This window comes from Mesorhizobium sp. WSM4871, assembly GCF_055811295.1.
The window spans coordinates 1-17,528 of the sequence record NZ_JBVVPU010000014.1 but is presented as its reverse complement, the minus strand read 5'-3'; the positions used below and the strand labels follow the sequence as shown (position 1 = coordinate 17,528).

At 62.4% G+C, this 17,528-nt stretch carries 19 protein-coding genes; 7 read left to right on the top strand and 12 right to left on the bottom strand.

Translation table 11 applies throughout. From position 1 onward, the window contains the following. The first annotated feature begins 1 nt into the window (after nt 1). Nucleotides 2–2,962 carry a hypothetical protein gene (locus AC0L2H_RS25695; protein WP_473592810.1) on the top strand — a complete coding sequence of 987 codons (2,961 nt, stop codon included), beginning with the start codon at nt 2–4 and terminating at the stop codon, nt 2,960–2,962. Between the two features lie 48 nt (nt 2,963–3,010). Here AC0L2H_RS25695 and AC0L2H_RS25690 read toward each other — a convergent pair whose 3' ends face one another. The 3 genes from AC0L2H_RS25690 to AC0L2H_RS25680 all read right to left on the bottom strand — a co-directional run bounded on the left by AC0L2H_RS25690 (nt 3,011) and on the right by AC0L2H_RS25680 (nt 4,990). Continuing rightward, nucleotides 3,011–4,075: an acyltransferase family protein gene (locus AC0L2H_RS25690; protein WP_473592808.1), complete on the bottom strand. Its 1,065-nt coding sequence runs from the start codon at nt 4,073–4,075 to the stop codon at nt 3,011–3,013. A gap of 4 nt (nt 4,076–4,079) precedes the next feature. After that, nucleotides 4,080–4,724, bottom strand: coding sequence for an SGNH/GDSL hydrolase family protein (locus AC0L2H_RS25685; protein WP_473592807.1), 645 nt, complete (start codon nt 4,722–4,724; stop codon nt 4,080–4,082). Between the two features lie 101 nt (nt 4,725–4,825). After that, nucleotides 4,826–4,990 carry a hypothetical protein gene (locus AC0L2H_RS25680; RefSeq protein ID WP_473592805.1) on the bottom strand — a complete coding sequence of 55 codons (165 nt, stop codon included), beginning with the start codon at nt 4,988–4,990 and terminating at the stop codon, nt 4,826–4,828. Between the two features lie 283 nt (nt 4,991–5,273). Between AC0L2H_RS25680 and AC0L2H_RS25675 the strand changes: the two genes are divergently transcribed. Then, complete coding sequence (locus tag AC0L2H_RS25675; protein ID WP_473592804.1) at nt 5,274–6,077, top strand: DNA adenine methylase; 804 nt, start codon at nt 5,274–5,276, stop codon at nt 6,075–6,077. A 106-nt stretch (nt 6,078–6,183) separates the two neighbouring features. Next, nucleotides 6,184–6,387: a hypothetical protein gene (locus AC0L2H_RS25670; RefSeq protein ID WP_473592803.1), complete on the top strand. Its 204-nt coding sequence runs from the start codon at nt 6,184–6,186 to the stop codon at nt 6,385–6,387. A 336-nt stretch (nt 6,388–6,723) separates the two neighbouring features. Here AC0L2H_RS25670 and AC0L2H_RS25665 read toward each other — a convergent pair whose 3' ends face one another. Beyond that, entirely contained in the window at nt 6,724–6,933 is a 210-nt protein-coding gene (locus AC0L2H_RS25665) for a hypothetical protein (protein WP_473592801.1), read from the bottom strand. 71 nt (nt 6,934–7,004) lie between these two features. Between AC0L2H_RS25665 and AC0L2H_RS25660 the strand changes: the two genes are divergently transcribed. Beyond that, nucleotides 7,005–7,862, top strand: a complete 858-nt coding sequence (locus AC0L2H_RS25660; protein ID WP_473592800.1) for an ATP-dependent DNA ligase — start codon at nt 7,005–7,007, stop codon at nt 7,860–7,862. 43 nt (nt 7,863–7,905) lie between these two features. Further along, nucleotides 7,906–8,613: an SOS response-associated peptidase gene (locus AC0L2H_RS25655; protein WP_473592799.1), complete on the top strand. Its 708-nt coding sequence runs from the start codon at nt 7,906–7,908 to the stop codon at nt 8,611–8,613. 80 nt (nt 8,614–8,693) lie between these two features. On the opposite strand, the gene AC0L2H_RS25650 is transcribed toward AC0L2H_RS25655, so the two are convergent. The 3 genes from AC0L2H_RS25650 to AC0L2H_RS25640 all read right to left on the bottom strand — a co-directional run bounded on the left by AC0L2H_RS25650 (nt 8,694) and on the right by AC0L2H_RS25640 (nt 11,327). Next, nucleotides 8,694–9,518, bottom strand: a complete 825-nt coding sequence (locus AC0L2H_RS25650; protein ID WP_473592798.1) for a Coat protein — start codon at nt 9,516–9,518, stop codon at nt 8,694–8,696. Between the two features lie 104 nt (nt 9,519–9,622). After that, nucleotides 9,623–10,534, bottom strand: a complete 912-nt coding sequence (locus AC0L2H_RS25645; protein ID WP_473592797.1) for a hypothetical protein — start codon at nt 10,532–10,534, stop codon at nt 9,623–9,625. A 220-nt stretch (nt 10,535–10,754) separates the two neighbouring features. Continuing rightward, nucleotides 10,755–11,327, bottom strand: coding sequence for a hypothetical protein (locus tag AC0L2H_RS25640; RefSeq protein ID WP_473592796.1), 573 nt, complete (start codon nt 11,325–11,327; stop codon nt 10,755–10,757). A gap of 272 nt (nt 11,328–11,599) precedes the next feature. Between AC0L2H_RS25640 and AC0L2H_RS25635 the strand changes: the two genes are divergently transcribed. Beyond that, nucleotides 11,600–11,914 (top strand): YMGG-like glycine zipper-containing protein, encoded by a 315-nt coding sequence (locus AC0L2H_RS25635; protein ID WP_008876869.1) that lies wholly within the window; start codon nt 11,600–11,602, stop codon nt 11,912–11,914. Nucleotides 11,915–12,078: 164 nt separating this feature from the next. On the opposite strand, the gene AC0L2H_RS25630 is transcribed toward AC0L2H_RS25635, so the two are convergent. The 5 genes from AC0L2H_RS25630 to AC0L2H_RS25610 form a co-directional block, all read right to left on the bottom strand. Beyond that, nucleotides 12,079–12,393: a hypothetical protein gene (locus AC0L2H_RS25630; RefSeq protein WP_473592795.1), complete on the bottom strand. Its 315-nt coding sequence runs from the start codon at nt 12,391–12,393 to the stop codon at nt 12,079–12,081. A gap of 8 nt (nt 12,394–12,401) precedes the next feature. Further along, entirely contained in the window at nt 12,402–12,701 is a 300-nt protein-coding gene (locus tag AC0L2H_RS25625) for a hypothetical protein (protein WP_473592794.1), read from the bottom strand. Further along, complete coding sequence (locus AC0L2H_RS25620; RefSeq protein WP_473592793.1) at nt 12,698–14,986, bottom strand: HNH endonuclease; 2,289 nt, start codon at nt 14,984–14,986, stop codon at nt 12,698–12,700. Before AC0L2H_RS25620 ends, AC0L2H_RS25625 begins: the two co-directional genes overlap by 4 nt. Nucleotides 14,987–15,236: 250 nt before the next feature. Next, nucleotides 15,237–15,557 (bottom strand): Bbp19 family protein, encoded by a 321-nt coding sequence (locus AC0L2H_RS25615; RefSeq protein WP_473592792.1) that lies wholly within the window; start codon nt 15,555–15,557, stop codon nt 15,237–15,239. Beyond that, nucleotides 15,554–17,320, bottom strand: a complete 1,767-nt coding sequence (locus AC0L2H_RS25610) for a portal protein (protein WP_473592791.1) — start codon at nt 17,318–17,320, stop codon at nt 15,554–15,556. The genes AC0L2H_RS25615 and AC0L2H_RS25610 overlap by 4 nt, the downstream gene beginning before the upstream one ends. Here AC0L2H_RS25610 and AC0L2H_RS25605 point away from each other — a divergent pair. Further along, on the top strand, nt 17,319–17,528 hold a 210-nt coding region (locus AC0L2H_RS25605), incomplete at its 3' end, for a hypothetical protein (RefSeq protein ID WP_473592789.1). The genes AC0L2H_RS25610 and AC0L2H_RS25605 overlap by 2 nt on opposite strands.

Sequence of the window (17,528 nt, the reverse complement as noted above, 5' to 3'; positions counted from 1 at the left end):
AATGGCCGAAATTGGCGAAAGAAGTCCTGACCTGCCACTGGTCGCCGCGCTCGACGAGGTGCTTGGCAATGCTACGGTCGAAGGGATTGTCCGCACGGCACGCCAGGCAATGGCCGACCATGCCCAGCAGATCGCCGCAGCCGGACCGATCGCGGATGCGCTGGAAGCGGAGGAGACGGCGCGGGCCAGTGCCGATGCGGCGCTCGACGAACGGCTGGATACGCTCGACGCCGCGAACCTGCCGACCCGCGCGACGGCGGCCGAGGGTACTCTCGCCAATCATGAGGCGCGCATCACGAACAATGAGTCGCTGATCCAGATCGGTGCGAAGACGCCGGTCGCGGTGGCCGCGATCGCGGCCGCCAATGTCAACATCGCGACTGGCCTCGTCGACGGCGTCACCATCGGCGGCGTCGTTGTCCATACCGGCGATGTCGTGGTGCTGCCGGTCCAGACCGCACCGGCGCAAAACGGCCCCTACACCGTCGTCGCCGTCGGCGCGGCCGCGCGAACCACCGGCTTCACGACGAGCGCCCAGCTGCTCGGCTCGACCTTCTCCGTAGCCGGCTCCGTCTGGGCCACCAGGAACACCGCCGCCATCAACGTCGGCGTCGACGCCATCACCATCACCAAATCCTACGATCTGCCCGGCGGCACCGAGATTGTCGCTGCGCGACAGGGCCAGGCGAACCTCGGAGCCAACCTGACGGCGATGAAGGCTGCGACAGCCTCTGCGACCAACTTGGTCGGCGCACGGACGATTGGGCCGACACCTCTCACTGGTGCAGGGGCCGCTGCCAGCGCGAATGTCTATTTTTGGCCGAGTTCGCTGGCGGCATTCGACGAGTATGTGACCGGGCTGCCAGTGGCTATGACAGCCCTCGGCGCGCTTCGTGTCGTGGTTTCGTTTGTGGAGGGCGACGGCTCTCTTTCTGACGCCAGCGTTCCGACGCAGCTGGTGAACGCGCCGGCTGGCGTATCCACCATTTCAGGGCTGAACATCTACAAGCCAGCGGGATGTGTGGTCGGCCTTCAGCCAGCGGGAGGCGGCTCACTTTGCACTACCCCAGGCACAATCCCCGGCGGGGAAGCCCGCTGGCACAGTGCGACTATCCCTACCAGTCATACAGCGAAGACCATCTCCACGACGAACGGCGTCCAGTGGCAAGCCGTTCTGACTGGAGAGATTTCGACAAAGGCGCGCGCTGCTTACGACACGGCCGTCGAAACAGCAGAGCAAATAGGCTCCAGCGTCGACATCGGCTGGCCGACCCTCGTCAACACAGGGACCAACACCCCGGCTGGCTATAGCGTCATCCCGCAAACGCCGGCCGCCGACGATGGCTACATCACCGAAGTCGATGTCGGTGCGTCAGCAGGCGCCACGGCGAACATCCATGTCGTCGAAATTCTTGCCGGTCCGACCGTCAATGTGCTCAGCACGACGGCCGTCTCATTGTTGAATGGTGTCGCTTCAATCCCGGTCGCAATTCCGATTGCGGCTGGCCAGTACCCGGCGATCAGCGGCGGCGGCTACAAGTATCAGCCCAATGCCAATCCGCTCGGCATTCGCGCTTGGGTGAGATCGGGCGCGCTGTCGAATGGCGCCGCCGTCATCGACCAGGCATCGCATCGCTTTGAGGTCAACTTCAAGATCAAGACTGGCCTTATCGGTGATGTGGAAGCGATCAAGGGTGGCGGCGCGCAGAACACCGGCATGAGCCTCCTAGCGGACGCCGATCCGAATGGCGTCGTTGATGCTACGGCAATCTTTGCCTCAGCTCTCGCGGCCCACCCTTACCCATACGTCCCGCCCGGCAACTATGCGGTGACTGCTTTGCCAAATCAGGGAAAAGGCCTGTGGGGCGCTGGCCTAGTACGCGTGAATGGCGTTCTCATCTCGCTGCCCGAACGACCGGAGTTCGGGTCTCGATACCGGAAGATCCGTGCAGCCATGATGCCGCAGATCGCCACCGGATCTTGCCTGATCATCAATGGCGACAGCATCAGCAACGGTGCCTATGCGTCCAACCCGAGGACCAACCATGTCGGCCTGATAGCCCGCTTTGCCAATATGGGCATCGCGCTTGATGAAGCTGTTTTGGTCAGTTTTGATGATGCTGACACGTCAGGCGGCAATGCCTTCCACGGAATATCCTTCACTGGTCCCACGACGCCGACCTATGGGGCCAATGGGCCTGTTGGCAAGTCTCTCATGCTGCAGCCTGGACAGGCGATGGTGCTGGCTGCCGGCACTTATGAGAACGTCGATTTGACTTACCAAGGAGTGGCCAGCGGACAACTCAGCTTCGCCTTCAACGGTACGCCCTACGCCACGGTCAACACGGCATCGAGCGGGAATGACGTGCTCGCAGCTCCGGGCCCGACTGGACAGGCCGGCAGTGGTGCCTACACCATCACCAATACCGGCGCTGTGGCCATAGAGATCACATCCTTGATGCGCTTCGGCGTGAAGGCTGTTGGCTCATCGCCACGACTGTACGTCTGCAGAATGGCGCACGGCTCCTACACCATGGCGACATTCACCCTGGCTCGGATGCAGTCCATGGTCCGCATCGCGACGGCCATTGCCGGAGGCACCAACCATCTCGTTGTCCCTGCTCTCGGTACAAACGAGTCGATCAGCGGCAACATGAACTATGCCCAGATGCGTCAGACCACCCTCGACTATGTGGGTCGCTGGGTCACAGCCGGCGTGCCGATCGTGAACATCCTGCCGGTCATGCCTTGGCGGTGGTCGGCCTACGGCACGTCGAACTATCAAAACGCGCTCGGCGGCATCCGACAAGCCTATCGAGAGCTAGGCACGAGGCGCGTCATCCAGACTGACGCCTACGACTTTGTGGCGGAGGGCCTTGCCGGGGACGGCCACCCGAACGATGCGGGCTTCATTGCAGAGTTCAACGCCATCGTCGCATCGCTATGCGATGGGGCGATTTAGCATCGACGCTGTCTAACGTCTCGTCGAGGTCTGGCGGGGCCGCGCTGACTATTGCGCTGGCTTGACCTGGTAGCCACGCCGGCGGCTTCTGAGGCCTTCAGCGAAGGCTTGAATTCGCTTCTCTACGAGGAGATGCGCGAGGATGCCGACGCCGATACCGACGAGTGAGCTGATGGCCGCTGCAGCAGTTGATGGAAGCCAAGGTGCCACTTTCGTCAACAGGATTAAAGTCGCCGGCATACAAGGCTGATGGAACAGGAAGATGGCGTAGGAGGCGTCCCCTATCAAAAGGCCAACAGAGCTTTCGCGTGGGGACTTGGTGTAAACGGCTATGAACATTGCCAGCACAAGCAGAGGCGCAATCGCCAACACCATCGTCAGGGTTCGGATCTCCAGTCCGAAATACACGACGAGAGCCCGCATCCCAAGGCATATGGCGATCAAGACCAGGATCTGTCCGGGCAGCGCGAAATTCGGTCGCCAGCGGCGCAAAAGCACAGCCATCAGCATGCCCATGCCGAACTCCAAATTGAACGGTGACAGCACAAAGGAAACAAGACTGTCAGCATCCCCGACCTCGCCAGTCAGCACAAAGCGCACCAGCGACAGGGACGCCCAAATCAGGGCCAGCCACCAAAAGCGTGCGGAAATCAGGAAGCAGACGGCGAACACGATGTAAAAAACGATTTCAAAGCGGATCGTCCAAGCAACGCCTGGTGTCACGCTGCCGACGGGCCAGAGGATGATAGTACGGAGCGCACCCATATAATCCGGGCTCGCCCCTGAAACGAGAAGGGCGAAATTGTAGAAAAGGACCGACACATAAAGCAGCGGCAGCAAACGAATAAACCGCCGTTTCAAAAATTCGAATGCCGAATATTTTGGCTGGCCTGTCGCGGCTTCCGTCGCGGTCACGACCATGATGAAGCCGCTCATGATGAAGAACAGATCGACCTCGCCTCCACCGCCCTGGAAAAATGGCGTCAGCAGGCCGGGACCGAAGTACTTTTCTTGCGATGCCGCCAGCACATTGTGGGTCACAACAACCAGGAGGGTTGCGATGGCTCGCAAATAGTGCAGGCCTGAGATCGTCGGTACCTTCTTCGTGGACATGTACCTACGCTGCCTGACGTATTGCTTCGACCAATGTCGCAACCGCACGGCGCGCCAGGTGGATTCCATCGTCGGTCACGTCGTCTGAGCCGCGAATGGCAATATAGGGATCGATGAAGGGGAAACCGCTTCTCAGGGCGGCCTGGCGCGTCGCTTCATTGATCGCGTCGGCAACGGAAGCCGATCTGAAAGCGGTCTTTCTTTCCTCTATTGGAGGAATGGCAAAAATGGTGGCTTCGGTCCCGAGGCTCCGAAACAGGGAGCCGATCGCCATTGTCTGGCCGGCCACGCCCATCGGATCGGTGCCGACTTTACTATCGTTGGTTCCCGCCTGAATGAGAGCTTTTGCCGGTGGGTGGGACTTCAGCGCCGACAGCACAACTGAAGACGAAACTACGGCAAGAACGTTAGCAGCCGTCGCGCCGCCGAAGCCGGCGTTCACCACTTTGAGCCCTTCCAGGGCATGCGGCGGAACAAGTTCGACGAGTGAATCACCGACGAGCATGATGCTGTTTGGACCGACCCAGCGCAGATGCGCCGAAATCGCTGCAGTCCGGACGGCCCAATGGTCCGCCCATGGGACACTATTCGTCGTTGTGACGCGCCCTTTCCAGACGGAAAGGATACCCTTGACCTTTACAAGCCCCATAATTCGCCAGACCCCTAAAAAACCCGCTGGGGTTGTAGCCGACTCTCCAGGGCGTGGCTAGATCACACGGAGTATTCTGCAATACCAGTCGACTCTGGCCGTCATGACGCATCGGCGCCCGAGCCCTTCTGCTTGTTCGACCACCAGATGATGTACATCGCGCCGACCTTCAGAACCGGGACACGCCGATCGCGCTCACGGCTTCGAAGTTCGCGATAGGCTTTCACTTTCAACGTGCCGCCTGGCAGCCTGATACGTAACGCCATAGGTCCCCACCCGTTTCGTGATGAGCGGCATGAAAGACCTGAAGCTTTGGCAGTGTCAATTAGCAATCAATAAACCTGTCTCAAAGCGCGTGGGACCGGTTTGCAACTCTCTGCCTGGCACTCTAGAATCATCGGTGCGTAGAACTCGTGACAGGTGCTCGGGTCAGTTCCCGAGAAGCGGGCCTAGATTGGCGTCCCGACCCGCCCGACAGCATTAAGAGATAACTGCCGCACCTGGCCCTTTCGGGCGCCGGGACGGTGACTGATTCTCGGAAGCCTTTAAATGACCCTTCAAGACCCTTTCACAAGCATCGATCCGGTCCGGCCGCCGGCAGGCTATATCGGCGGCAAACGCCGCCTGGCCGAGCGCCTTGTGGCGCGGATCGCCGCCGTCCGGCACACGACTTATGCGGAGGTGTTCGTCGGCATGGGCGGCGTCTTCTTTCGCCGCCGATCTCGTCCACGCTCCGAAGTCATCAACGACCGCAGTGGCGACGTGGCCAATCTGTTTCGCATCCTTCAGCGCCACTATCCGCAGTTCATTGACACCCTGCGCTTTCAGGTCACCTCGCGCCGCGAGTTTGAGCGGCTGAAGGCCAGCGACCCGTCCACTCTGACCGATCTGGAGCGCGCCGGCCGGTTCCTCTACCTTCAGCGCCTGGCGTTCGGCGGCAAGGTGGCGGGGCGCAATTTCGGGGTCGATCCACGTTCGTCGGCCGGCTTCAACCTGATGACGCTGGAGCCGCTCTTGGCGGATGTTCACGACCGGCTTGCCGGCGTCGTCATCGAGCAGCTCGACTGGTCGGCCTTCATCGACCGCTATGACCGGCCTGAGACGCTGTTTTACCTCGACCCGCCATACTTTGGCAGCGAAGGCGACTATGGCAAGGAGCTGTTCGGCCGCGACCAGTTCGAAGCAATCGCGACCAGGCTGCGGAAACTGAAGGGCCGCTTCATGCTGTCGATCAACGACGTGCCGGAGATCCGGGCGGCCTTCGCAGGCTTCGATATCGAGCCGGTGGAACTGTCCTATACCGTCTCCGGCGGCCGAGGTAGGCCGGCAAAGGAGCTGATTGTCGCGCCGTGATGCCTGGCTCCCTTGCGCGCCAAGGCGGCGCGTTCCTCTTGGCATATTGCCCGGTTTGGGATTAGGTGCACGGATCGGTCACACAGTATCGGAGGATTCCATGCCAATGCGTCGGAAAGCTGAAGAGGCTGGTGTTTTCAGCCCATCCGACATCGCCTTGCTGGGCCGCGTGTTCGATAGGTTGAAGATCGACGGGCAATCCGAGCAGCGGCGCGAAGCATTAGCTTCCAGGATCATCGCCAACTTCGATGCAGGAATTATCGACGAGGACGAGCTGGTTTCGACGTCCAGACTGCCGCTTGGCCGCTAGTTGCCTAACGATCTGGAACAAAGCTTGCGAGACAATGTTTGGGAGACATCGGGAGCCCGCCGCAAAGCACCCGACAGGCGGCCTATAGACCCCACCCGTCCTCCGGTCGCCGGCAGCCCGTCGCTCCACAGGGAGCGGCGGGCCACTCAAGACTTCCCTAATTAGTTGACCGTTTCCCTGCCGCCTTGTTGAATGCAGCGGCTGCCTCCGCCGTGTCGAAGGCTTTCGCGCTTACGCTGCCGTCTACCTTCAGTTTCACTGCGAGGAACGGCAAGCCCCGTATTGGCGGGCTGTAGACGACATACGCTGGAGCGCTTCTTATGTCTGGATCTTGCTTCATCGGCCTAGCTTCTCGACGGTTTCGATGATTGCTTTCGCGAGGGCCTCGGCCTCATCGATCGGCTCGGGACCATAGAGGAGCAAGACGGCCTCCTCGCTGGGCAGCACGCCGGCCGGGCACGTTTCTTCGATCGCCATGCGGATCAGTTTTAGGCCCGTGCGCTCGCTGCCGTGGGCTGTTCCTTGCGTGACGCGCTTGCGGTCCATGGAAAGGCTTCCTTTATTCGTGGAACCTAAACTAACTCGGCGGATTGAATCGCGTTCCTTGAGTGTCGTTCATGCGTCTGAAGTTCATTGAGCCGTTGATGCCGACCCTCGTGGAGAAACCTCCCGAGGGTGGTGGCTGGAGTCACGAGGTCAAGTTCGACGGCTATCGGTCCCAGATGATCATCGACGAGGCGGGCACACGTATCTTCACCCGCCGGGGTCTCGACTGGACGGCGAAATATCGAGACCTCGTCGCCGCGTCGAAATCGATCGACGCTCTAGACGCCATCATCGACGGCGAAATCATCGTTCTGAACGATGCCGGCCTTTCGGACTTCGGTGAGCTGCGCAAAGCCATCGCACGGCGGCAGCACGATCTCTATTTCGTCGCCTTCGATCTGTTGCACCTCAACGGCCACGATCTGCGCGACATGGGGCTGGAAGAGCGGCGCGAGATCCTTGCCGGCATCATCCCGCCTGACATCAGGATCCAGTTCAGCCAGGCGCTGCCCGGTGATGCCAAGGCGATCTATCACCTGGTCGACCAGGCCGGGCTTGAGGGAATGGTTTCAAAGCGTCTGGACAGTAAGTATCGCAGCGGCCCCTCGACGAACTGGTTGAAGGCGAAATGCTATGCGATCGGCGAGTTTGAGCTACTAGGCGTTGAACGGGAGGCTGGGAAACCGGCATTCGCCCTCATGGGCGAAATAGGCACGCGCAAATATGTCGGCTCGGCCTTCATCAATTCGAGCCGCGCGATCCGCGAGCGGCTGTGGAAGCGGGTCCAGGAGCAGGCTGGCCCCGCGCCTAGGGGCATGAAGCGGCCGGCAACCCATTGGGTGAAGCCGGGGCTCATAGGCCGCGTCAAGCACCTGAGGGGCGAGGAAGACCTACGCCACGCCTCCTTGCAGGATTTTCGCGAAGAGTGACTGCCGGTGGACTCTCCACCTCCCGCTACCTATCTTCGCCGTCATGTGCGGACGTGTTCATGTAAAGCGCTCAATTGCGGAGATGGTCGCGAATTTTTCCTTCGCTGACCCAGGCGAGGTCGACCGGCTCTCAAACCAGTTTCCGCTATGGAACGGTGCGCCGAGGCTGAATTACCCGATCATCGTTGTTGATGAGCTGGTACGCGGTTCGACCATGTTCGTGCCGGCGCGGTGGGGCTTGATCCCCTATTGGGTGAAAGACCCCAAGGGCGGTGCCCAGCCGATCAACGCCAAGAGCGAGACGGTCAAGACCAATGGCATGTTCAAGGCGGCATACCAGAATCGCCGAGCCCTGATGCCGATCGACGGGTTCTTCGAATGGAAAGACATCCTCGGCACCGGCAAGAACAAGCAGCCTTATGCCATCGCCATGAAGTCTGGCGAGCCGTTCGCCCTGGCAGCGCTTTGGGAGACATGGCGCGATCCCGCGACGGGCGACAATATCCGCACCTTTACAGTGCTGACGTGCGAGCCGAACCCGATGATGGCCGAGATCCACAACCGCATGCCGGTCATCCTCGCCCCGGCCGACTATATGACATGGCTGACCGACCCCGACCCGGAACACCTGATGAAGCCGTTTCCGGAAGAGCTGATGACAATGTGGAAGATCGGTCGCGACGTAGGCAACCCGAGGAACAACCGGCCTGACCTCCTGGACCCGGTGCGGGACGATCTCTTCGACCTGTGACGCCGAGCTTGAAGCACCGTTGAAAGCGCGTGAGTTAGTGCCAAGTGAAGTTGCGCGGAGATGCCAAGTGATTTTGCGCGCTACACCATTTCGGTGACGCCGCCGCCATGGCCCTGGCGCGGCTTGCGGTCGAACTCCAGCGGCCCGCCTTCCGTATTCACCGGAAGCTCGTTCCACAGGATCGCCTTGTCCTTGAACATGAACGCTGTATAGATGCCCGCCGCCACCGGAATGTCGTCATCGACGACGGCCCTGAGCCCCATATAATAGGGGATCAACGGCCCGCCCTGCTCCGACGACGGCACATAGTCGATCAGGTCGGCGAGCTTCAGCGCCTTCATCTGTTTCGAGTGCATCCAGATCGTCTTGAACTTGTCGGCGCGGTCACCCATGAGGTAGGCGGCCTCGATGATGTCGGTGTCGACGATGGAGGCGCCGGTGGTGCGCACCAGGTCGCCGCCATCATTGGCGATGTTGTCGGCCACGACGCCTTTCAGGATGCCGAGCAAGGTCAGCTTGTTGGCGCGCTGCCAATATTCCGTCTGGCGCCGCACGATCAGCTTCTGCGGGTCGTCGCCGGCCAGGATCGAGGTCAGGTCCGGAACGCCCCAGGCCTGGGCGCGGACATTGCGGGCGGCGACTTCGCGGCGCGAACCGATCTTCTTCATCTCGATGGAATCGGCCGGATCGTCATTGACCGGCTCGGACGGGTCGTTGCCGAGATCCTTCCAGCCGGGCATGTCGACGGAACGGCCGCCCATCGAGAGTTTCGAAGCGATGGACGGGTCGGAAAACAGGATCCCGGCCTGGTAGATTTCGAGCGACTGGACATGCTCCTCGAACGAGTATTGTGCATAAACGGACGGAACGATCGCGTCCGCGATACGGGTATAAGCGTCTGCCATTTTGTCTTTCCTTCAGGGTTGATGGGCGGAGAACTGTGCAGGCCGCTCTGAAACTCGCTCCGGCGAGCCGCCAGATGGCCACCGGAGTAGAGTTTCCAAACGGACTAACGGGGGTTGTTGGGCATCCAGAGGTCCGGGTTCTCACCGGCCTCGCGTGCCAGCCGCCGGGCGCGGGCGGGGTCGCTTTTGACGAGAGCTGAAATCGCCGAAATGTTGCGTTCGCCGGCGGCGTTGCGCTTGAAGGGATTTTGCCCCCTTGGCACGCCGTCGGCGTCGATCGTGTCTTCCCGGAACATCGCTTCGCCGATGGCCTGGAACGCCTTGGCGATCTGCGGATCGGTCAGCGCCCCGTCAGGCAGGAGGATGCCCTTCGCCTTGTAGGCATCGACCAGGCCGAGCTTCTTCATCGCCCGGTTGGCGACTTCGAGCTTCTGGCGAAAGCCATCGCTGTCGGTCGGGCCCCAGTCCCTCACGAGATCGTCGTGAGTGGCTTCCACCGAGCGGGCAAGCGCGATCTCCTGGCGCGCGGCCTGCTCGGCCATGTAGCCGACGAAGCGGTCGTGATAGGCCTGCGCCACCTTCGGCGTAGCGCCGGCCTCGACCGCCCAGGCCTTGGACGCGTTGGCGAGCTCGTCCGAATAGGCGAAGTTCTCGGGCAACCCGTCGGGACGCCGGTACTCGACCTTGTCGGGCGAGGTCAGCGGGCGCATCGCCTCGGGCAACCGGGCATGGAACCTGTCCCAGTCTTCCCGAGATGCGTCAGCAGCCGGAACACGCAGGCTCTCGCCCTGCTGCCGCTCCAGCTCGGCATAGGATGTGAAAACCCGATCGAGGTTTTCCGCCTTGGTCCAGCCCTTGGCTTCGGCGAGCTTGCGGTTGCCTTCGGAAAGACCGTCAAACCAACTTTTGCCGGCCGGCGGGGCGGACCCATGGTCCTCGCTGGCCGGTGGCCGTACTGGGTTGCCCGCCGGCGGCACGTGTGCCGCCACGGACCCGGCGTCTGCCAGATCTGTCATGTGAGATTCCTTGTGTTGAGAATTAAAGACCGGTGATGAGCGCGCAGGCGGCGAAGCTTGGTATCTCCCCCCTCGAGGGGGAGATGGCCGGCAGGCCAGAGGGGGTAGCCGCGCGTGGAGCGCCGGCCTCATCTGTCGCCGGAGGAGGGTTGCGCCCGGTCGAACCGACCCCCTCTGTCGCCTTGGGCGACATCTCCCCCTCGAGGGGGGAGATTAGCGCCTAGACACTATCCCCCCAGTTCTCCCACAGCAGCGTGATCGTGCCCGTCACAGCAATCGTGCCGTCGGCGTCGATATCGGTGCCGGTGGCGAAGGCGAGGTTGAGATAGAGATCGGCCGGCGTCACCGTCCCGTCGAGCGTCACTGCCGCGGCGACATCGGCCGTCGAGGTGGTCGACAGCGCGGCACCCGCGCCATCCAGCGTGCGGCCGGTGGCGGCCAGCACATTGACCATGGTGGCGGCCAGCGTCGCGCTCGACGCCGCCGCCGAGCCGAGCGACCAGGTGAGCGCTGCATTGTCGTTGATGGTCGCCGCACGGGCGGTCAGCACCGCGAACTGCAATCTGGCGGTGCCGCCCTTGATGCGCACCTTGCCGTCGAGGAAGTCGAAAATCTTCTGGCTGGCATAGGCCTGCGCATCGGCAACCGGCACCTGCATGGCATTGAATGAAAAGACGGTGCGGAAGGCGCCGCCCTGCCCCGTGGTAACGGCTTTCAGGCCGAGCCTGGGCGGGGCAAGGCCGGCCTCGCGGGCAGCGGCGCGGCTAAGCGTCCGGGGAAGACCTCGGGTCATGGCATTTCTCCATTTTGGGGGAATTTGTCGTTGCTATCGGCTCGGTCAGCTGCCGCTGGCGGCGGCTTATCGAGCCATCAAGGCTGAATCAATTTGACAGCAAGCTGCTCTATCGCTTTGTTCAAAGACATCTTTCGCCGCGCCACCCCATCAACGCACGAGAAACCATGTCTCATTTCGTGAGGCCCGGTGCCGCCGTTCCGCCGCAATGCAACAGCACTTGGCAAAATCAGCCAGTGCATTAGTTCATTGACTTCAAAGGAGTACCGTAAATGACCATGTACAAAGCCATTGCCGCCGTGCTTGTGACTGCCGCGCTGGCAGGCTGCGCGCAGACCGAGGGGCAGCAGCGGGCCGGAACCGGCGCGCTGATCGGCGGCGCCGGCGGCGCTCTCGTCGGCCAGGCCATCGGCGGCAACACCAAGAGCACGGTCATCGGCGCTGCCAGCGGCGCCCTTCTGGGCGCGGTCGTCGGCAGCGCCACGACGCCGCAGCGCCGCGGCGAACAGCTCTGCCGCTACCAGGACCGCGACGGCCGCATCTACACCGCGCCCTGCGACGACCGGTACTACAACGGCGATTATTGAGGCTAGACCCCTTCTCCCCGTTCACGGGGAGAAGGTCCCGGCAGGTGAATGAATGAGGGGCAGAGCGATGTTCCGAGATGCTGGCGCCGCCGCTCACCTGCCTGGGGCATTCTCTCCCCGTGAACGGGCGAGGGACGCAGTTTCAGCGTCGGCGCAAATAACATTCAATTCACGAAATTTTCGTCTACGAACATCTCCGCAAATTTCTGCGGTGTGAGAGTTACATCATTGTCGCGGGCGATTTTGAGGTTCCTTGCCCACATATCCCGGATTGCTGCCGGCATTCCCTCAGGCATGTGCATAGACTGGGCTATTGCGTCATGCCATTGTCCATCGCCACCATAGATAGATTGCAGTTTGGGGGCCATCCTTTTCAAGCCATCCTCCGACTCTTGAGAAAGTTCTCCGATCGCCCAGAGCACATAAACATCGAGCAGCCTAAGCAGCGGCTGTCCGTCATAACGTGGGTTAGTCAACATTTAACCTCTCACGCATCATAGGTGGCATAATAAATAACGCGTTCGCAGATGGCGGAAATGCTTGGCTTTTCTTTCTGCGACGCAACCAAAGCCTCGGTAATCTCGATTGCAAGGTCGATTTCGAGAAAGTATGCCAGGCCCTCTTTAGCTGCCTCGGGTGGTACCAACACCCCATCCTGCTGAGGCAAAACCATCGCGTCTGAATCCTCCGTCCAAGGCTCCGCCGCGTAGATTGTGGGCTCCGCTGCGTAGACCGGGTCCTCCTCGTCAAATTCCGACAACCGCCCAACGATATCCAGCAACTTCATTTTTTTCCCCATAGGGAAAATCCTCCTCGGCCATTCGGATGCAGTGTTTTCTGGAAGATACTCCCTCGATCATGTTGATATCTAGGGACGAGTTGCATTACACCGGGTTCATCCGCGTGGTGCCAGCTGAAGCCGGGAGGTGCAGCGCGAGGGGCTAGCTCTGTCGGCGTTCGCTGAAGATTGAGACCCTGATTCAGCAAATCCTGAGCGAAAGCAATTTCTCCCTCCATCGTTTGCAATAGGGATTCGTTTGCAGCTTGGACGTGTACTGGGCGCGACGAGCCCGGATACAAGGTCGGGTCCAATCGCATTTCATGTATTACACTGTAGAACTGGCCTGTTGGCGCCGGAATTACGCCGAGTACTTCGGCACGCTTTGCCGCGATGACACTCGTCGGCTCAACTGCTCGTAGTATCCCTTTCTCGGCAACAGCAGCTCGACCAGCCCCGGGCACCGGTATCGACCAGCTCAATGCATCAGACCCCTGATGCATCATCAGGTTCTCGACAGGATTCGACGACTCGTAATAGGCATCCTTGTAATCTGGAGGGCTGATCGTTCCCCCGGACATGCCGTAGGCAACCCAATCATTTGCGTTGGCCAGGGCGATCCCTGCATTGGCAGCTACCTTGCCGAGGGCTTTGGCCTGCGATGCCAACACCGAAAGTGTCGACGGGGCCTTGTACCCGGATGCATCCGGGATGATCCAACCCAGACCGGCATCGGCCAGTTGCCGGGCCACGGCCGCCCGAGCGACAGGGCCGGACGTTCCCGCAAACAGCGCGCCTAGCTTCGCGTTTATGTCCTGCTGATAGCTACTCCTGCTGTCATAATTCTCGGAGAGATCGCGGAGAATGAACTGCGGCACGGGCTGAGGGTTCTCAATCCCCAATTGTTCCTGTGCGGCGACGGACATGGCTATCGCTTTGTCATAGGCGTCCTTGTCATAGCCGTTTGGATCCTCGAGTCCGCCACCGGTCACGGCTTTCCAGGCGGCATCGATATTGGGAAACACTTCGCTGACATAGCCCCCGGCATCGGCTCGTCTGTGATTCATGACCAGCCCTACTGCAACGGCGGTCGTCTCACGGCTCGCCTGGTTTTCCTGCGAACCGTTCGGCCCGGAATCGGCATCGCGAAGTGCTGCATGGATCGCTTGGTTCGGCATGGTGCCCATGCCGAAAACCTGCCTACCGACATCGGCCCGCCAGTCGAAATCCTGGAAGCGTTTGTCGCCCTCGTCGAGCCCATAGGCGATCCTGAAGGCGTCGCGGCCAGGCAACTTGCCGGAATAGGCGCCAGTCCGTGCGATCGCGTCCGGCGCGTTCTGCTCGGCGAGACCGATGCTGGTGCGAAGCTCAACCTGCTGAGCCGTTTTGGCCGCCTCCGCCTGTCGAATCAGCGCTGCCTGCTCCTGTTGTGGAAGGTCGTCTCTAAACGCCTGCGCTACGCGCTCATCTGGCGTCCGCTTTCCAACACGGTCACCTTTCCCGGTAGCTGCCTTTGAGTTGTCCGAGACAAAGCTGCCTGCCGCTTGGGTCGTACCGCTGGCGGCATCTCCGCCGGAGGGCTCCGCCGGCGTCCCGACACCGAACATCTCAAGCGCACGCTGCGGGTCGCTGGCGATCAGCGCCTCGAAGCGCGCCTTCGCGGCGGTGCTAAACCAGTCCTTTACCTTCTGCTGCCTGATCCCGGGGTCGAGCCCCATCTTCTCGATGAGATCGAGCCCGTCCTGGCGGGCCGCTTCGAAGGTGACGATGTCGTCGGGATTGGCCTTGCCGATGGCGATGGCATTGGTCTGCAGCACCGTGTCGACCTCGGCCTGCTCGTAATCCTGGCGCCACTGAAACTGGCGCTGCGCCATGCGCAGCCCGCCAACCCTGCGCATCGCTTCCTTCTGCCTGGCGAAATTGGCGCGCTGGCTTTCGGGCATGTTCGGCAAGGCATCGTCGAACAGCTTGTCGAACAGACCGGGCTTGACCGTCTGGCCGGTGCGCGGATCGATCTGGCCATACATCGCGTCATGCAGGCCTGCGCCGTCGGCCGGCGCGTTCGCCGCCACCTCGTCTTCCGCCTGCGCGATCTGACTGTTGAACCGGCGGCGCGCGAGCTCGGCGTCGAACGCCTCCTGCTGCTCGCTCATCTGCCGGTAGCGCTCGGCAACAGCGGAAAGCTCGTCGCCAAAACCCTGCATGGCAGCACCCAGCGGCGATCCCTGTGGGTATTGCACCGGCGTGCCGGTATCGAGCCGGCGCTCGGCCAGTTGGAGAGGAATGGTCGCCATTTGATTGTTCCCTGCGGTGGCGCCACGCTGGAGGCCGCGGCGCTGCGCCGACGGTCCGGCCCGGTAGCCGCCGCTTTCGCGAGTCATGAATTTTGGGGGTCGCCAATGACGGGGCCATTGGCCAAACAGGGTTTGGGGTTCAGCGACCCTTATTGTGAGCCTGCTGTGAGCTGGGCGGGTCCGCGGACTCGCATGGATGAGCGGGCGAAGCGGGCCGTGACCATGGTCAGGCCAGCGCTTGCGAAGTCCCCTACCCCTCCAGCCTCGCCGCCTTCTCCAGCGCCGCCAGTTGCGCCTCGTCCAGCGTCAGGAACCCCATGATGTGCTGCACCACTTCGGCGCGCGCATTGCTCAAGGCGCTGTGCAGTTCGAAGCCGCTTGGCGTCCTGGTCCTGGCCATCCACTCGCCATAGGACGGGCGACGGTAATAGCCTGTCGTGGCCGCAAGATCGGCCAGCACCATCTCGCCATCCTCACCGGAAAATACCCTGAGATACGCCTTGGCCAGCGCTTCCCGAGCCTTGGCCGGACCGCCGGCCTGCCCTGAATGGGCGAAGCGTTTGCGGCTCATGCGCCGGCGCCCGGCACAGCCGGACCGCCCGGCATCTCGGCCCCGGCCTGCCCGCCCTGCAGCATGCCTTGCAGGCCGTCGAGCAAGCCGCTGTCGCGTGCCTGCACTGCCGCCGGCACCGCGTCCTTGGCCGCCTTCCCCGCGGTGGCGATCGCCGCCATGCCGGCCTGCGCCTGGCTTGCCTTGGCGCGGGCGTCACGCAGACCGTCCACCTCCTCCTTGCGGCGAAAGATGCGCTGCGGGCTGCGGCCGGCGCTCTGCACGATCTTGATCGCCTCGTCGCCGTCGATATTGTCCATGATGCCGGGATCGAACTGCGCCATCTGCATGGCCGTGGTGACGACTTGGATGGTGTCGCGGGCCTCGGCCGAGCGGCGCAAAACGTCGAGCGGGCCGGTGAAGGTCGGCCGCACCGCCTTGCCGGCGAGACTCGCCGGCGGCAGGAAACGGCTGTCCTCGTCGTAAAGCCCCTTGTCCTCGAGAATGCCGAGCTCGCGATCGAGATTGCTGGCAAAGCCCGCCTGTATGATCGAGCCGGACGGCCCGAGCAGCGCGCCCTTTTCCTCTTGCCTTATCAGCGCCTCGGTCGCCGTCATCTGCGGGTTCTGCACCAGCGTCTGGAACAGATTGACGAACATCATGTCGCGGATCTCCTCGGCCCGGCTCTCGGCGTAGTTGAACGCATAGGTCGGGTTCTGCCCGGTGGCGATCGGCGCGATCAGCGGCCGGCCATTGTCGTCGATCAGGCCGGGATAGTTCTCGCCGGGATTGAGCACCGGCACATAGTCGAGCCTGGCCTTCGAGGCGGTTGCCGGATCGGTGACCTGCTGTAGCGCGCGCAAGCCCGAGCGGCGCACGGCATTTTCCTCGCGCACCGTGGTCAGCGCCTCGATGGTCGGCGAGATCCCATAGGGGTCGCCCTCGTAGCGGCGCCAGTTGAAGGTCGACACCGGGAAGGAGCGGAAGCCGCTCTCCCTGACGATCATCTCCTCGTCCTCGATGACGTGGTAGGAGGCAAACGCCGTGTCGAGATACTGGTAGGCGCCGCCGAGCCTATACATCCTGCGCTCGTCGCGCGGCTGGATGCACTGGATCAGCGAGATTTTCGTTTCGCATTTGGCCGGATCGTCGACCAGCATTTTGATCCGCGCCGGCAGCTTCTCATAGCCAAGCAGCTGCGCCGCCTGCCGCGCGGTGCGCTCGTAGCGGCGATGGAAAATGTCGACCTGGCCCCAGCGGTTGCGCGACAGATAGCCCTCGACCACCGGGATCGAGGCATAGCGGATCAGCGTGTGGGGCGCGAACCCCTCCTCGGCATAGAGATAGGCCGGCCCATAGCGCACGACATTGCGCAGGCAGGCCTGCGTCGCCGGCACGAAATTGGAGTTGGCGGAGTAGCGCAGCGCAAACAGGAAATCGCGCAGGCTTTCGGCCCATTCCTTTTCCTCGTCGCTCTCCTCGTCGTTCATTTCGGCGGTCGTCAGCCCATGCCACTTTTCCGACTGCGGGATGATCAGGCTCTCCAGCCCCGCGGCCAGCCGGTTGGCGGCCGAGTTGATGGTGTTGGCGTAGACGCGAGCGCCGCGCCGCTCCTGCCGCTCGGCCTGTGAATCCGGCACGCCGGCGCGACGGCCGCTCCAGACATCGGGCGCGTCGGGGTCGCAGAATTCGGAGACGGCCTCCCAGACATGCTCGTACTGGCTGCGCTCGCTCTCGAATTCGGCCTGTCGCGACAGGATATCGCGGGCACGGGAATCGCTCATGGTTAAGCCTCGTTTGTTTGGCGGCGATTTCATTGGACATGCCGAGGGACAGCACCCCCCTGGGGGGGGGGGGGGGGGGGGCGGGGCGCCCCCCCCCGGGGGGGGGGGGGGGGGGGGGGGCGGGCGGGGGCGGGGGGGGGGGGGGGGGGGGGGGGGGGGGGGGGGTGGGGGGGGGGGGGGGGGGGGGGGGGGGGGGGGGGGGGGGGGG

Coding starts and splice junctions, on each gene's coding strand:
- AC0L2H_RS25650 (WP_473592798.1), bottom strand. CDS start 9,518: ATGGCAGACGCTTATACCCGTATCGCGGACGCGATCGTTCCGTCCGTT.
- AC0L2H_RS25670 (WP_473592803.1), top strand. CDS start 6,184: ATGCGTCGGAAAGCTGAAGAGGCTGGTGTTTTCAGCCCATCCGACATC.
- AC0L2H_RS25690 (WP_473592808.1), bottom strand. CDS start 4,075: ATGTCCACGAAGAAGGTACCGACGATCTCAGGCCTGCACTATTTGCGA.
- AC0L2H_RS25665 (WP_473592801.1), bottom strand. CDS start 6,933: ATGGACCGCAAGCGCGTCACGCAAGGAACAGCCCACGGCAGCGAGCGC.
- AC0L2H_RS25660 (WP_473592800.1), top strand. CDS start 7,005: ATGCGTCTGAAGTTCATTGAGCCGTTGATGCCGACCCTCGTGGAGAAA.
- AC0L2H_RS25640 (WP_473592796.1), bottom strand. CDS start 11,327: ATGACCCGAGGTCTTCCCCGGACGCTTAGCCGCGCCGCTGCCCGCGAG.
- AC0L2H_RS25620 (WP_473592793.1), bottom strand. CDS start 14,986: ATGGCGACCATTCCTCTCCAACTGGCCGAGCGCCGGCTCGATACCGGC.
- AC0L2H_RS25610 (WP_473592791.1), bottom strand. CDS start 17,320: ATGAGCGATTCCCGTGCCCGCGATATCCTGTCGCGACAGGCCGAATTC.
- AC0L2H_RS25635 (WP_008876869.1), top strand. CDS start 11,600: ATGACCATGTACAAAGCCATTGCCGCCGTGCTTGTGACTGCCGCGCTG.
- AC0L2H_RS25680 (WP_473592805.1), bottom strand. CDS start 4,990: ATGGCGTTACGTATCAGGCTGCCAGGCGGCACGTTGAAAGTGAAAGCC.
- AC0L2H_RS25625 (WP_473592794.1), bottom strand. CDS start 12,701: ATGAAGTTGCTGGATATCGTTGGGCGGTTGTCGGAATTTGACGAGGAG.
- AC0L2H_RS25655 (WP_473592799.1), top strand. CDS start 7,906: ATGTGCGGACGTGTTCATGTAAAGCGCTCAATTGCGGAGATGGTCGCG.
- AC0L2H_RS25675 (WP_473592804.1), top strand. CDS start 5,274: ATGACCCTTCAAGACCCTTTCACAAGCATCGATCCGGTCCGGCCGCCG.
- AC0L2H_RS25695 (WP_473592810.1), top strand. CDS start 2: ATGGCCGAAATTGGCGAAAGAAGTCCTGACCTGCCACTGGTCGCCGCG.
- AC0L2H_RS25615 (WP_473592792.1), bottom strand. CDS start 15,557: ATGAGCCGCAAACGCTTCGCCCATTCAGGGCAGGCCGGCGGTCCGGCC.
- AC0L2H_RS25645 (WP_473592797.1), bottom strand. CDS start 10,534: ATGACAGATCTGGCAGACGCCGGGTCCGTGGCGGCACACGTGCCGCCG.
- AC0L2H_RS25630 (WP_473592795.1), bottom strand. CDS start 12,393: ATGTTGACTAACCCACGTTATGACGGACAGCCGCTGCTTAGGCTGCTC.
- AC0L2H_RS25685 (WP_473592807.1), bottom strand. CDS start 4,724: ATGGGGCTTGTAAAGGTCAAGGGTATCCTTTCCGTCTGGAAAGGGCGC.